The organism is Nannocystis sp. (assembly GCF_016714285.1).
GTDB lineage: Bacteria > Myxococcota_A > Polyangia > Nannocystales > Nannocystaceae > Nannocystis.
Genome location: NZ_JADJNN010000003.1, coordinates 150427 through 162949, shown reverse-complemented (window position 1 = coordinate 162949; position 12523 = coordinate 150427). Strand labels below are relative to the sequence as shown.

Genomic DNA, 12523 nt, shown 5'->3' with positions numbered 1-12523 from the left:
TCAGGCGCCGAGGAGGGTGGTCAGGCCGTCGTATGCCTCGGTGATGTTGCGGGTCACCTCGGTGGCGGCCTTGTACTTGTCGGGGTCCTTGGCGAACTTGTCGGGGTGGTACTGCTTGAGCAGGCGGCGGTAGGCCTTGCGGACGGCGGGGAGGTCGGCGCCGGGCTCGAGCTCGAGGGTGCGGTACCAGCGGATGCGATCGGCCTCCGGGGACGGGCGCCCGCCGGGCTGGCCGCCGCGGGCCTGGGCGGCGTCGTAGGCCTTGTCCCACGCCTCCTCGGCGGCGTCGCGAAACTGCCGGGCCTTGCGTCCAGCCTTGGCGCCGACGGTGTCGCTGGTCTCGTCCTCGAGGGTGCGGCGCTCCTGCTCGCTGAGGCCGTCGAGCGCGTCGGGCTTGAGGGCCTCGCGGAAGTCCGTGATGTTCGATCGGGCGATGTCCCAGAGGCGCTTACCGAGGCTCACGCGCTGACTATGGCGCTTCTTCGCAGCGCTGCAAAGGGGCTCAGAAGTCCTCGTACTCGTCGTCCTTGATGGGAGCGAGCGGGCGCTGCGAGGCCGCCGGCTTCGGCGGCGGTCCCTTCGGCGCGGCGCGGCGCATCGCAGCCGCGGAGGTGGCGGCCTCGATGTCCGCGGGGCTCAGCTCCTCGACGCTGGCGTGGAGGGAGCCGCTCTCAACGACCAGGTCGCTGGTGCTGAGGGTGGTCACCGACTCGGTGGCCGGGTCGGCCTCGACCTCGTCGCCCTCGTCGCCCTCCTCGTCGATCTGGGCCAGCTCTTCGGGGCTGAGCTCGCGGGTGCGGAAGGCCCGGTCGACCTCGACACCGGCGAGCGCACGCGCGCGGTACCAGTTGATCGCGTCGATGACCCGCAGCTGCATTTCCGCGCTGAGCTTGACGAAGTTCACGCCCATGCCGCGCGGCTCATCCTGGTGATGGACCACGCGGCCCGGGCCGTGGATCACGACCGGGTCGTCGAGCAGCACGGTGAAGCGCAGGTCGACCGCGGCGCCGACGGGCAGGCGCACGCGGGTGTGGATGAAGACGCCGTACTCGCTGAGGTTGCTGACGTAGGTCAGGGTTCCGGCGTCGAGGGCGGCGAACTCGGGGTTGATGCTGTGGCGTTCGCCGCGACGGCGGTCGTCGTTTGCTCGGCTCTGCACTGCCATGGCCCGGTCCTCCCCTCGGCTCGCGGTCGCGGGGTCAGTCGTTGCCGCGACCCTTGTTCTTCGAACGTATCTCGAACTTCTCGATGTGGAAATCCTTGCGGCTCTGGACCTCGATGCCCCGCTGGATGCGCTTGACCATGTTGTCGATGGCGGCGGTCTCGGGGCCGTTCATGAGCTCGGCGACGGGCGCTGCGGCCTGAACGAGGACGCTGTCGCCGGTCATGTGCGGGGCTTCGCGCCGGATCTCGCGCAGGATCTCGTAGCAGACGGTGCTGGCGGACTTGGTGTAGCCCTTGCCGTTGCAGGACTCGCAGGGGGCGGTGAGCAGGCGGCCGAGGCTCTCGCGCGTGCGCTTGCGGCTCATCTCGACGAGGCCCATCTCCGAGATCTTGGTGATATGGGCCTTAGCGCGGTCTTTTCGCAGGACGTCTTGCAGCTTGCGGTAGACCTTGCGGCGGTTGGACTCCTTGTCCATGTCGATGAAGTCGATGATGACCAGGCCGCCGAGGTTGCGCAGGCGCAGCTGCTCGGCGATCTCTTCGGCCGCCTCGAGGTTGGTCTGGGTGATCGTCTCCTCGAGGGTCTTGCCCTTGGCGCCGACGAACTTGCCGGTGTTGACGTCGATGGCGGTGAGCGCCTCGCCCTGGTCGAACACCAGCGAGCCGCCGCTCTTGAGCGGGACCTTGCGCTCGAGCGCGCGGTTGAGCTCGAGCTCGATGCCGTAGCCGTCGAAGATCGGCTCGCGACCGCTGTACTGCTCGATCTTCTGGGCGCAGTCCGGCATGAAGGCCGAGACGAACTTGGCCAGCTTCTCGTGGGCGACGCGGTCGTCGACGATGACCTTGCTGAGCTCGGGGGTGAGGTTGTCGCGCACGACCCGGAGCATCAGGTTGAGGTCGCGGTAGAGCAGCACGGGCGCGCGGTGGACCCGCTCGTTGACCTTGATGTTGGCCCACAGGCGCAGCAGGTAGTCCATGTCGCCGCGGATCTGGCCGTTGGTGGCCGACTCGGCGACGGTGCGGACGATGAAGCCGCCGCCGGGCGGGCGCATCTGGTCGACCAGACGGCGGAGGCGCCGACGCTCGCGCTCGCTGGAGATGCGGCGCGAGATGCCGATGTGACTGACCGTCGGCATGAACACGACGTTGCGGCCCGGCAGCGAGATGTACGTGGTGATGCGGGCGCCCTTGCTGGAGATCGGGTCCTTCACGACCTGGACGAGGATCTCCTGGCCGGGGCGGACCAGCTCGGTGATGTCCGCGTGCTTGCCTGTGCGACGCGGGATGGTCTCGCCGTCGTCGTCCTCGATGGGCGGGGCAGCGGCAGCGTTGGCGTTGGGGCTGACGATGTCGCCCGCGTAGAGGAACGCGGCCTTCTCCTCGCCGATGTCGACGAAGGCGGCCTGCATGCCTGGGAGCACGCGCAGCACCTTCCCCTTGTAGACATTGCCGACGGTGCCACGCTCGCGCTCGCGCTCGACGTAGAACTCGGACAAGATCCCGCTCTCAATGAGGGCGACCCGGGTCTCCGGGCCATCGGCGTTGACTACAATGACGGAATCAGACACGGCGGCCGTGCCTTCCTAGCACAATCGGGCGGGGCCGTGACAAGGAGCGAGGGGCCTGAAGCGAGACAACGGGCGTGATGGCGAATGCCACCTCATCGGCGAGGGAATGAGGGCCGATGGATTCGTCGCCGACTGTCGGAACGTGGCGCTTTGGCCTTCCCCGGAGACACGGCTTTCTGTACTGTTCGTCGCCGTATGGCCTTCCAGTACCAAGCGGGGATCTACAAGACGACGAAGTTTCTGCCCGGGCATGAAGCGACCGTCGCCCCCAACATGTTGATCCTCATCCGCACCGACGCCGAATTCGCGCCGGCCTCGGTCCTCCTGCCCGTGAACAACGTGCAGAACCAGTGGCGCTTCCAGATGCCGGGCGTGAAGATTCCGTCGTCGTCGTTCGGCTGGGGTGACTCGCTGATCAAGCTGCCGCACGAGGGCTTTTACCGGCTCACCCGCGAGTTCAGCTTCGGCGACACCGGTCGCTGGCTGAAGAACGCGATCGTGCAGCTCGGCTACACCCGCGGCGGCGACCCGATCCTCTTCATCGCCCAGCGGCGCAGCCCGCTGGTCAGCAACGACCTGTTCTTCAGCGACAAGGGCGTGAAGGTCGAGCTGTCGGAGCTGGAGAAGATGACCGAGTCCCTGACCTGGTATCAGGAGCCCGACAAGAAGGTGAACTAGGCCGTCTACCTGTCCTGATGGACAGGTGTTGCTCTGAACCACTGAGCAGGGCTCCGCGAGGTCGCGGGGCCCTTTGTGCTCGAGCGCCCCGCGTCGAGTGGTCAGCCGCCAGCGTTGTCGTCGGAGCTCTCCGAGGTCTCGGAGATCTCCTCACCGACCTCGACACGGATCATCTCGCCGCGGGTGCCGCGGGCCTGCACGCGCTGCAGGAACACGGCGCTGAAGCCCCCGGTGTTGATCCAGCCCTCGTCGGACTCCGCGACCACGGCGCCCCACACGACGATGCGCAGCGGCACCGGCGGGGTGACGCGCAGGCCGTCCTTCTTCCAGTAAAAGAAGGGGCTGTGCCAGCGGGTGTCGATGGTCTCCCACTGGTTGTCGGCCTTGAAGGTGTGGGTCGTGATGTGCAGTTCCATGGCCGCTCGCCGGGGGTTTTACGCCGGGCCTGCGGCTCAGGCAAGCGATGGGTGGCGCGCTAAACTGTCGCGGATGGAGGTCGCGGTCGTTGGCGCGGGGATCGTCGGCTGTGCGATCGCCTCGGCGCTCGCGCGTCGCGGTCGCGATGTCGTGGTGCTCGAGCGAGCGGCCCGCGTCGGCACCGGCATCACCAGCCGCAACAGCGGGGTGATCCACAGCGGGCTCTACTATCCGCCGGGCTCGCTGAAGGCCGAGACCTGTGTCCGCGGACAGGCGCTGCTCTACGCGTGGGCCAGCACACACGGGGTCGCGCACGCATGCACCGGCAAGCTGGTGGTCGCGCGCGACGAGCTCGAGGTCGCGGCGCTCGCCGAGCTGCACGCGAACGCGGCGGCGTCCGGGGCCGGTGGGCTCGCGTGGCTCGACGCGGCGGAGCTCGCCCGACGCGCGCCGAGTCTGCCGCCGATGCGCGCGGCGCTGTGGTGCGAGCGCACGGGGATCATCGACGCGATGGCGCTGACCGCCTCACTGCGCGCCGACGCGGAGCGGCACGGCGCGAGCTTCGTGTTGCAGGCCGAGCTGCTGGCGGTGAATGCGACGGCGACGGGGTTTCGCGTCGAGACCACGCGCGGCGAGCTCGAGGCCGGGTCGCTGGTCAACGCGGCGGGGCTGGAGTCGGACCGGGTCGCGGCGCTGATGGGCCTCGTTGACCCGGCGAAGATCTACCCGTGCCGCGGCGACTACTTTCGTCTGCACGCGCCAGGGCGCTACCAACACCTCGTGTACCCGGTGCGCCGCCGCGACGCTGCGGGGCTCGGCGTGCACCTCACGCTCGAGCTGGACGGCGGGGTGCGGCTCGGGCCCGACGCGGAGTACGTCGCCTCGCGCGACGACTTCGGGCCGGCCGAGCACAAGCACGCGGACTTCCTGGCGGCGGCGCAGGCCCTGCTCGGGCCGATCGCGCCGCTGCTGCTGCGCTACGACGGCTGCGGGATCCGCCCGAAGCTGCGGGCCCCCGACGAGCGGGAGGAGCGGGACTTCATGCTGTGCGAGGGCCCGCCCGGCTGCGTGCACCTGATCGGCGTCGAGTCGCCGGGCCTGACCGCCGCGCTGGCGCTGGCAGAGCGGGTCGTCGGGTTGCTGTGAGGCTCAGGGCTTCTCGACGCGGATCAGGATCGCAGAGATGTTGTCGTTGCCGCCGGCGTCGTTGGCCGACTTGATGAGCTCGTTGCAGGCGTTGTCGAGGCTGTTGGTGGCGGTCGAGATCTCGCGCATCTGTGGGTCCGTGAGCATGCCGGAGAGGCCGTCGGAGCAGATGAGGAAGAGGTCGCCGACCTTGAACTCGTCGTGGATGACGTCGACGTGGACCTGCTCGTTGAGGCCGAGGGCGCGGACGACCACGTTCTTGTGCGGGAGGTTGATGCCCTCGTCGCTCGACATCTCCTTCATGCGCAGGAAGTCGTTGAGGAAGGAGTGGTCCTCGGTGAGCGCCTGGATCTGGCTGCCGCGGATGCGGTAGACGCGGCTGTCGCCGACGTGGCCGATGTAGAAGCGGCCCTGGCTGAAGTACATGGCGTCGACGGTGCAGCCCATGCCCTTCTTGGAGCCGTCGGCGGCGGCCGTCTCGAAGATGTTGGAGTTGGCGAGCTGGATGGCCACGGCCATGCGCTGGCGCTCGACCTCGAGGTTGGGCAGCTTCATCGGCCAGGTGTTGGGGCCGCTGCGGGCGGTGTCGCGGTAGTACTGGTCGATGGTCTCGACGGTGATGCGGCTGGCCACCTCGCCGCTCGCGTGGCCGCCCATGCCGTCCGAAACGACCGCCAGGGCCATCTCCTTCGGGACCAGCACGTTGTCTTCGTTTTGAGCCCGGACGCGGCCGATGTCTGTCTTGCCGGCGAAGCGGACGCGATGCGGGCCGACCATGAAGCTGATGCTCATGCGCAGCGACCGTAGCAGGCCCGCGTCCCCGAGTGCTAGCATCTCGGACGGATGGGGACGCCAGGCGCAGCGACCGCGGAGGTCGTCGATCTGCAGGCGATCGGCCTGCCCCGGCTCGTGTTCGCGCTGCTGCGCCAGCGCTTCAGCGGGCTGGTCGCGCTGCAACAACCGGGGCCCGACGCGGGGGAGCGGTCGGTGTGGTTTCAGGGTGGGATGCCGATCTTCACCGACTGGGTCAGCGCGACCGACTCGCTCGGGCAGATCCTGGTCGAGACCGGGCAACTCACGCCCGATGAGCGAGATCGCGCCACGCTCGCCCTGCAGTCGCCGCAGACCGAGCTGGCGGACGTTCCGGCGACCCGCGAGCGGCTCGGGCACTACCTGGTCCGGCGGCGTCTGCTGACCACCGCGCAGCTGCGCAAGGCGCTGCGGATCCAGTGCGCACGCAAGCTGGTCCACAGCTTCGCGGTCCGCAGCGGCGAGGCGCACGTGACGGGCGGCGAGTCGTCGGCGCCGGTCGACGAGCACACGCTCGGGGCGCAGGTCAACGCGCTCGAGCTGATCTTCGCCGGGGTCTCGGCCCACTACGACCTGGCCCGCGTGGCCGCGGAGATGGGCCGGCTGTTCGAGGCGCCGCTGCGGGTGCGCTCGTCGCTGCTGCGCTACCGGGCCCACTTCCACTTCTCGCCGGCGGACGAGGCGGTGCTCGCTGCGTTCGAACCGAGCGCGACGATCGCCGAGGCCGCGCTGCGCTGCGGGCAGAGCCGCCTGCGTGTGGCCCAGATCGCGTACACGCTGTGGGCCTGTCAGATGCTCAAGGGCGCCGACTCGGCGCGCGACACCACCACGGGCGGGCACGCGGTGGTCGGCGCGGAGCCACCTGTCCGCAAGGCCAGCATCGGCGCGGGCACCACGGATCCGGCGCGCCTGGCCAGCTTCACGGCGGAGCTCGAGCGCCTCGAGGCGGGGGTGCGGGCCGGGGCGCACGCCTTCGAGCTGATGGGGGTGCCGCTGTCAGCGGGGCGAGCCGAGGTGAAGGCGGCGTGGCACGGGCTCAGTCGGCGCTTCCACCCGGACGCGCTGGCGCACCAGGAGCTCGGCCACCTGCGCGAGCGGTCGGCGGCGGTGTTCGCCAGCCTGAACGAGGCCTATCAGATCCTCAACGACACGCGGCAGCGCGAGGAGCTGTCCTCGCTGCTGCGGGCCGGGGGCCGCCCGGGCGGCGGGGGCGGGCCGAGCACGCCGGCGCCCACCACCAAGGAGATCCTCGAGAGCGAGATGCTGGCGCGGGAGGGCGATCGTTCGCTGCGGGCCGGGCACTTCGATCGGGCGCTCGAGCGCTACCGTCAGGCGGCCGCGCGGAGCCCCGACGAGGTCGAGCTGCAGGCGGCGATCGCCTGGTGCGAGTATCAGCGCAGCCCCGACAAGACGGCGCTGCGCGGGGCCACGGAGGCGACGCTGCGCGGCGTGTTGGCCCGCCAGCCGCGCTGCGCCCGGGCCCACTACTACCTCGGTCTGTTGTACGTGCAGGCGCGCGACGACGAGACGGCGCTGGCGTCGTTCACCAGCGCGCTGGCGGTCGAGCCGGAGATGCTGGACGCGAAGCGGCAGATCCACGCGATCGAGCTGCGCTACTCGTCGCCGGGGGAGCCCTGACGACTGAGCCCTGACTGGTCCCTGACTAGAGGCCGTAGCGACAGCCCTTCACGCAGGTTTCGTTGTGGCGCTCGCTGGCGGCGCGCAGCTCGTCGGGCTTGAAGTCGTCGCGCAGGATGTCGGCGGCGTCCCAGTCGCGGCGGAGGTAGAGGCGGGCGGCGAGGCCCATGAGGTCGAAGTCGAAGCTGGGCTGGGCGGCGCGGGCGTTGTCGCGGACGTGATAGACGCCGCGGCGCTGCGGCTCGGCGGAGGCGACGAGGGTGGTCTGGTTGCCGCCCTCGCTGACGAAGCTGTAGCGGGCGGGGAACGCGGCGGCGAGGGTCTCGCGGTCGTGCGGGTACATGCGAGTGGCGTTGTGCAGGTTGGCGACGACGACGCCCTGGGGGGCGAGGCGGGCGAGCACGGCGCGGTAGAACTCGACGGTCTTGAGGTGGTAGGGGACGAACACGCCGCGGAAGGCGTCGAGCATGATCATGTCCCACTGCGCGGTGGAGCGCTCGACGAACAGGCGGGCGTCATCGACGTGGCAGCGGTAGCGCGGGTCGGCGGCGGGGACGTCGAAGTAGGTCTGGGCCAGGCGCACGACCTCGGGGTCGATGTCGACGGCGTCGATCTCGAGCCCGGGCATGCGACCGCTGAGGTAGTTGCTCATACCGCCGCCGCCGAGGCCGAGCATCAGCAGGCGCCTCGGCTTCGGCTGCAGCAGGAAGCCGGCCATCATCGTGCGCGTGTAGTCGAGGTCGAGGCTGGCCGGGTAGGCGCGGTCGACCCGCGACTCGATGTACTGCATGCCGTTGTCGCCGACGAAGTACATCGTCCGCACGCTGCCGCGCTCGGCGACCCGCACGTGGTTGTACTGCGAGCGGGCCTCGGCGAGCACCTGCTCGGGCGCGGCGGCGGCGGCCGAGCGCCCGCAGGCGAGGCCGACGCTGGCGCCCAATCCGAGGCCCAATCCGGCCCCCAATCCGCAGCCCAATCCGGAGCGAAGCAGGCCGCGGCGTGACCACTGGTTGTCGGCTGCGGGCATGGCCCTGCTTAGCATGTAGAGACTCAGCGCTGGTAGCGGCAGCCGTGGATGCAGGTCTCGTTGTGGCGGAGGACGGCGGTGTCGAGGGCGTCGGGGCGGAAGTCGTCGCGCAGGACGGGGGTGTCGGCGGGCCAGTCGCGGCGGAGGTAGAGGCGGGCGGCGAGGCCGAGGAGGTCGAAGTCGAAGCTCGGCTGGGCAGCGCGGGCGTTGTCGCGGACGGCGTAGGGGCCGAGGCGCTGCGGGTCGGCGGCGGCGACGAGGGTGGTCTGGTTGCCGGCCTCGCTGAGGAAGGCGTAGCGGGCGGGGTAGACGGCCGCGAAGGTGGCGCGGTCGTGCGGGTACATGCGGGTGGCGTTGTGCAGGTTGGCGACGACCACCCCCTGCGGGCTCAGGCGGGCGAGCACGGCGGCGTGGAACTCGGCGGTCTTGAGGTGGTAGGGCACGGTGACGCCGCGGAAGGCGTCGAGGAAGATCATGTCCCAGCGGCGGTCGGCGGGGGCGCGCTCGAGGAAGAGGCGGGCGTCGGCGATGTGGCAGCGGTAGCGCGGGTGCTCGCGCGGGACGTCGAAGTGGGCCTTGGCCAGACGCACGACCTCGGGGTCGATGTCGACGGCGTCGAGCTCGAGGCCGGCGACCCGCGCGTGCAGGTAGTTGGCGATCGCCCCGCCGCCGAGGCCGAGGATCAGGGCGCTGGTCGGCCGCGGGGCGAGCAGGAAGCCGGCCATCATCGTGCGGAATACGTCGAGGTCGAGGCTGGCCGGGTAGGCGCGGTCGACCCGGGTCTCGATGTACTGGGTGCCGTCGTCGCCGACGAAGTACATCGTGCGGACGCTCCCGCGCTCGGTCACTCGCACGTGGTTGTAGCGCGAGCGGCCCTCGCCGAGCACGCGCTCGCCGGGGTCGCTGAGAGCTGTCCCCGGGGACAGGTAGGCGAGCAGGCCGGCACCGGCCGCGCGCAGCAGGGTCCGGCGGGTCGGGCCTGGCTGGTGCACCGGGAGAATCTAGCGAAGGTCGGAAGGCCCGGCGAGGGCTTCATGATGGCGAGCTGTTGGCACGTGCCGCCGAACCCTGACGAGTCTGGCGGGGCGCTCGGCACAGTCCAGGGGACCCGGCAAGTTCGCCGCAATTTTGCTGGCGACGCGCAGCTGACATACACTCGGGGGGTGCGGATCGCTGCGTGCCTCGGACTCCTCGCCTTTGCGACCTTCCTCGGCGCGCTGGTGATCGGCTACTGGGTGGCGCTGCCGGGGCTGGCGAGTTCGCCGCTGATCGACGCCAACCTCGGCAAGGCGCTCGCCGGCCCGCTGGGCCTGCGGCTGGCGGAGATCCTGGTCGGTGCGGGGGTCGTGCTGGTGATGACCGTGCCGGGCTGGCTCGCGTCGCGGGCGGCGAGCTGCATCGCCTTGCTGCTGACCGGCGCCGCGCTGGCCCATCGCCTGTTGCTGCTGCCACACCTCGGGCGCCTGTGGGCCCGCGTCGATCTGATCGCCGGGCGCCCGGTCGACACCCTCGCCGAGGCCCAGCGCTGGACGCAGCATCAGGAGTGGCTGTTGCTCGGCATGGGCGTGCTGCTGCTCGCGCTCGCGGGCCTCGCTGCTGCCCGCGGGGGCGGCCGGGCGCTGGCTCCTTCGCGGGGCTCGTGATAACTCCTCGGGCGCGCTGGTCCGGAACTTGCTCGGGCCGCCCTCTCATGCCCGCTCTTTGTCCACGCGCCCGCCCTGCCCGCCTCGCCTGTCTGCTGGCGGGGCTCGGGCTTGCCATTCCGTCAGCGGCGGACGCGAGCCCGGGACTCGGTGGCACGCGCAACCTCGGGATGGGTGGGGCCTCGCGGGCCTCGACGAGCGGCGCCGAGGCGATGCTCCTCAATCCGGCGAACATGGGCTTCACCCGCCAGCTGGAGATCCAGCCGGCGTACCAGGTGAACATCGAGAGCAACACCCACGGGATCGGCCTGCTGGCGATGGACTCGCTGCTCAACGAGCGGGTCGCGCTCGGCCTCGGCTACATCTCGACGATCGGCGCGCCCAAGGTCGCGTACGTCGACGGCAAGGGTGACGCGCAGAAGCTGACGATGGCCCACGGCGGCCACGAGGTCGGCCTGGCGCTGGCGATCAACGTGGTCCGCGGGTGGCTGGCCTTCGGTGTCCGGCCCAAGTTTCAGTCCTCGGTGCTGCGCTTCCGCGACACCGACGGGCAGCGGCAGGACGCCCGCAAGGAGCAGCTCGCGTTCGGGCTCGACCTGGCGCTCAGCTTCAGCGCTCGCCGTTATGTGACGCTCTCGGTCGTCGGTCAGAACCTGGTCGGACCGGCCATCCCGGCGACCGACCTGAACCTTGCGCCCTACGTGATCGCGGACGGCAGCCTGAATCGTGCGCGGGTCAGTGCGCTCTCCGACTACCCGCGCAGCGTGGCCCACGGCCTGGCCGTGTTCCCGACCCGCAAGCCCGGCTTCTCGATCAACTTCGACGGCATGTACGACTTCACGTCGTACCGCGCCGACAACAAGTACACGCGCATGGTGTTCTCGGGCGGGGCGGAGTACACGATTCGCGACGCGGTGCCGCTGCGGATCGGCGGCTACTGGGACAGCCACGGGCGGGGCACGGACGACGACCGCGGCTACATCGCGTTCGGCGGGGGTTACTTCGCTAGCCCGGGCAAGGGTCAGGTCGGCCTCAACTTCGGGCTCGGCTTCTCGCGCCAGATCACCGGTCCGAGCCCGGATACTGTGCTCGCGCTGACGCTTGGGGTCCTGCTGAACCCAAACCGCTGAGGCCGGGCCGGCGTGCTGGCGCGATCCCGGACGCGCTTTGTCTGCCCTGGAACCTTGTGCGCGCGGGGTGGTCTGGTCGAAAGTGAGTCGCGTGACCGACCCTGACCCCAGCGCCGCGACGCCCCGCGTCGTCGACCTCGGCACGGTGGTCGAGCCCGACGAGCCGGAGCCGCCGCCGCCGGACGACGCGAGTCTCAGCCCGCAGGCCCGCGAGGAGGCGGCCCGTCGGGCGGAGCAGGATCGCCGCGATCGCCGGCTCGTACGCAAGCTGAAGGAGGGCGACGAGCGGGCCTTCCAGGAGCTGGTTACCACCTACCAGAACCGCATCTTCGGCCTGATGCTGCGGATGATCGGCAACCGTCAGGAGGCCGAGGACCTCGCGCAGGAGGTCTTCATCATCGTGTATCGGGCGATCGGCAGCTACCGCGGCGAGGGGCGCTTCTACACGTGGCTGTATCGCATCGCCAGCAACACCTGTAAGAACCGCATCAAGTACCTCAAGGGCCGCAACTTCCACCGCAGCGTGGAGATCGAGGACTCGCCGCAGGCGCAGCTGCCGGCCTCCGAGGGCGGCGCGGTGGTCACCTTCCAGAGCCAGGTGCCGGGGCCCGAGGCGACGGTCGAGGGCTCGCGGATGGAGCAGGTGATCCAGCGCGAGCTGGCGGCGCTCGACCCGGAGCACCGCCTGCTGATCGTCCTCCGCGACATCCAGGGCCTCAGCTACCAGGACATCATCCGCATCACCGGACTGCAGGAGGGCACGCTCAAGTCGCGCCTGCACCGGGCCCGCCTCGCGCTCAAAGAGCGCCTCCAGCCGTACCTGCGCTAGGGCAGCGTGCGAACCACCCGTCCACCCTTTACCCTCGAACGAGCGCCATGGCCGAGCCAAGCACCACCGATGCCGACGCGCTGATGAGCGCCTACCTCGACAAGCAGCTCGCGCCCGAGGAGGCGGCGAAGGTCGAGCAGCTGCTCGCGGCGTCGCCGGAGGCGCGCGAGGAGCTCGACGGCCTGCAGAACATGTTGAAGCTGGTGAAGGGGCTGCCGGAGGTCGAGGCGCCGCCGGACTTCTACGAGAAGGTGGCCAAGAAGCTGCGACGTCGCCGTGGCCGCGGCGAGGTGCTGTGGATGCTGGCGCTGCCGTTCCAGGTGCTGAGCGTCGTGATGATCCTCGTCGTCGCGGTGACGTACATGCTGCTGCACCTCGAGCACGACCCGAGCGTGAAGCTCGAGCGCGACCCGGCCGCGAAGAAGACCGCCGAGCTGGCGCCCGAGCTGGCCCCCGTGGTCCCCTGACTCACT

General features: G+C 70.3%; 14 protein-coding genes. 7 read left to right on the top strand and 7 right to left on the bottom strand.

The window, feature by feature from the left end; genetic code table 11:
• Genes IPJ59_RS08355 through IPJ59_RS08345 form a run of 3 tightly spaced genes read right to left on the bottom strand, consistent with a single transcriptional unit; the run spans position 1 to position 2732 of the window.
• Positions 1-462: a J domain-containing protein gene (locus IPJ59_RS08355; RefSeq protein ID WP_293259466.1), complete on the bottom strand. Its 462-nt coding sequence runs from the start codon at positions 460-462 to the stop codon at positions 1-3.
• A gap of 40 nt (positions 463-502) precedes the next feature.
• Complete coding sequence (locus IPJ59_RS08350; RefSeq protein WP_293270696.1) at positions 503-1165, bottom strand: PilZ domain-containing protein; 663 nt, start codon at positions 1163-1165, stop codon at positions 503-505.
• A 34-nt stretch (positions 1166-1199) separates the two neighbouring features.
• Positions 1200-2732: an Rne/Rng family ribonuclease gene (locus IPJ59_RS08345; protein ID WP_293259472.1), complete on the bottom strand. Its 1533-nt coding sequence runs from the start codon at positions 2730-2732 to the stop codon at positions 1200-1202.
• A 195-nt stretch (positions 2733-2927) separates the two neighbouring features.
• Here IPJ59_RS08345 and IPJ59_RS08340 point away from each other — a divergent pair, with 195 nt between their 5' ends.
• Positions 2928-3410, top strand: coding sequence for a hypothetical protein (locus IPJ59_RS08340; RefSeq protein WP_293259475.1), 483 nt, complete (start codon positions 2928-2930; stop codon positions 3408-3410).
• Positions 3411-3511: 101 nt separating this feature from the next.
• Here the strand turns inward: IPJ59_RS08340 and IPJ59_RS08335 are convergent, their stop codons facing one another.
• Positions 3512-3826, bottom strand: a complete 315-nt coding sequence (locus IPJ59_RS08335) for a hypothetical protein (RefSeq protein ID WP_293259477.1) — start codon at positions 3824-3826, stop codon at positions 3512-3514.
• On the opposite strand from IPJ59_RS08335, the gene IPJ59_RS08330 reads away from it, so the two are divergent.
• Positions 3771-4973, top strand: coding sequence for an NAD(P)/FAD-dependent oxidoreductase (locus IPJ59_RS08330; RefSeq protein ID WP_366524566.1), 1203 nt, complete (start codon positions 3771-3773; stop codon positions 4971-4973). The genes IPJ59_RS08335 and IPJ59_RS08330 overlap by 56 nt on opposite strands.
• Positions 4974-4976: 3 nt before the next feature.
• Here IPJ59_RS08330 and IPJ59_RS08325 read toward each other — a convergent pair whose 3' ends face one another.
• The gene (locus IPJ59_RS08325) at positions 4977-5765 is read right to left on the bottom strand and encodes a Stp1/IreP family PP2C-type Ser/Thr phosphatase (protein ID WP_293270695.1); all 789 of its coding nucleotides are present in this window, start codon (positions 5763-5765) and stop codon (positions 4977-4979) included.
• Positions 5766-5816: 51 nt separating this feature from the next.
• Here IPJ59_RS08325 and IPJ59_RS08320 point away from each other — a divergent pair, with 51 nt between their 5' ends.
• Positions 5817-7421, top strand: a complete 1605-nt coding sequence (locus IPJ59_RS08320) for a DUF4388 domain-containing protein (protein ID WP_293259486.1) — start codon at positions 5817-5819, stop codon at positions 7419-7421.
• Positions 7422-7446: 25 nt separating this feature from the next.
• On the opposite strand, the gene IPJ59_RS08315 is transcribed toward IPJ59_RS08320, so the two are convergent.
• Positions 7447-8373 carry a spermidine synthase gene (locus IPJ59_RS08315; RefSeq protein WP_293259489.1) on the bottom strand — a complete coding sequence of 309 codons (927 nt, stop codon included), beginning with the start codon at positions 8371-8373 and terminating at the stop codon, positions 7447-7449.
• Between the two features lie 98 nt (positions 8374-8471).
• Positions 8472-9440: a spermidine synthase gene (locus IPJ59_RS08310; protein WP_293259492.1), complete on the bottom strand. Its 969-nt coding sequence runs from the start codon at positions 9438-9440 to the stop codon at positions 8472-8474.
• Positions 9441-9611: 171 nt separating this feature from the next.
• Between IPJ59_RS08310 and IPJ59_RS08305 the strand changes: the two genes are divergently transcribed.
• The 4 genes from IPJ59_RS08305 (at position 9612) to IPJ59_RS08290 (ending at position 12517) form a co-directional block, all read left to right on the top strand.
• Complete coding sequence (locus IPJ59_RS08305; RefSeq protein ID WP_293259495.1) at positions 9612-10091, top strand: hypothetical protein; 480 nt, start codon at positions 9612-9614, stop codon at positions 10089-10091.
• A gap of 170 nt (positions 10092-10261) precedes the next feature.
• Positions 10262-11221 (top strand): hypothetical protein, encoded by a 960-nt coding sequence (locus IPJ59_RS08300; protein WP_293259498.1) that lies wholly within the window; start codon positions 10262-10264, stop codon positions 11219-11221.
• Between the two features lie 91 nt (positions 11222-11312).
• Positions 11313-12050 carry a sigma-70 family RNA polymerase sigma factor gene (locus IPJ59_RS08295; RefSeq protein WP_293259501.1) on the top strand — a complete coding sequence of 246 codons (738 nt, stop codon included), beginning with the start codon at positions 11313-11315 and terminating at the stop codon, positions 12048-12050.
• Positions 12051-12097: 47 nt separating this feature from the next.
• The gene (locus IPJ59_RS08290; RefSeq protein ID WP_293270694.1) at positions 12098-12517 is read left to right on the top strand and encodes an anti-sigma factor family protein; all 420 of its coding nucleotides are present in this window, start codon (positions 12098-12100) and stop codon (positions 12515-12517) included.
• Positions 12518-12523: the final 6 nt, after the last annotated feature.

Bases quoted from the DNA above. Each gene is read 5' to 3' on its own strand.
- IPJ59_RS08350 (WP_293270696.1), bottom strand. From the start codon at position 1,165: ATGGCAGTGCAGAGCCGAGCAAACGACGACCGCCGTCGCGGCGAACGC.
- IPJ59_RS08340 (WP_293259475.1), top strand. From the start codon at position 2,928: ATGGCCTTCCAGTACCAAGCGGGGATCTACAAGACGACGAAGTTTCTG.
- IPJ59_RS08330 (WP_366524566.1), top strand. From the start codon at position 3,771: ATGGTCTCCCACTGGTTGTCGGCCTTGAAGGTGTGGGTCGTGATGTGC.
- IPJ59_RS08335 (WP_293259477.1), bottom strand. From the start codon at position 3,826: ATGGAACTGCACATCACGACCCACACCTTCAAGGCCGACAACCAGTGG.
- IPJ59_RS08325 (WP_293270695.1), bottom strand. From the start codon at position 5,765: ATGAGCATCAGCTTCATGGTCGGCCCGCATCGCGTCCGCTTCGCCGGC.
- IPJ59_RS08320 (WP_293259486.1), top strand. From the start codon at position 5,817: ATGGGGACGCCAGGCGCAGCGACCGCGGAGGTCGTCGATCTGCAGGCG.
- IPJ59_RS08300 (WP_293259498.1), top strand. From the start codon at position 10,262: ATGGGTGGGGCCTCGCGGGCCTCGACGAGCGGCGCCGAGGCGATGCTC.
- IPJ59_RS08290 (WP_293270694.1), top strand. From the start codon at position 12,098: ATGGCCGAGCCAAGCACCACCGATGCCGACGCGCTGATGAGCGCCTAC.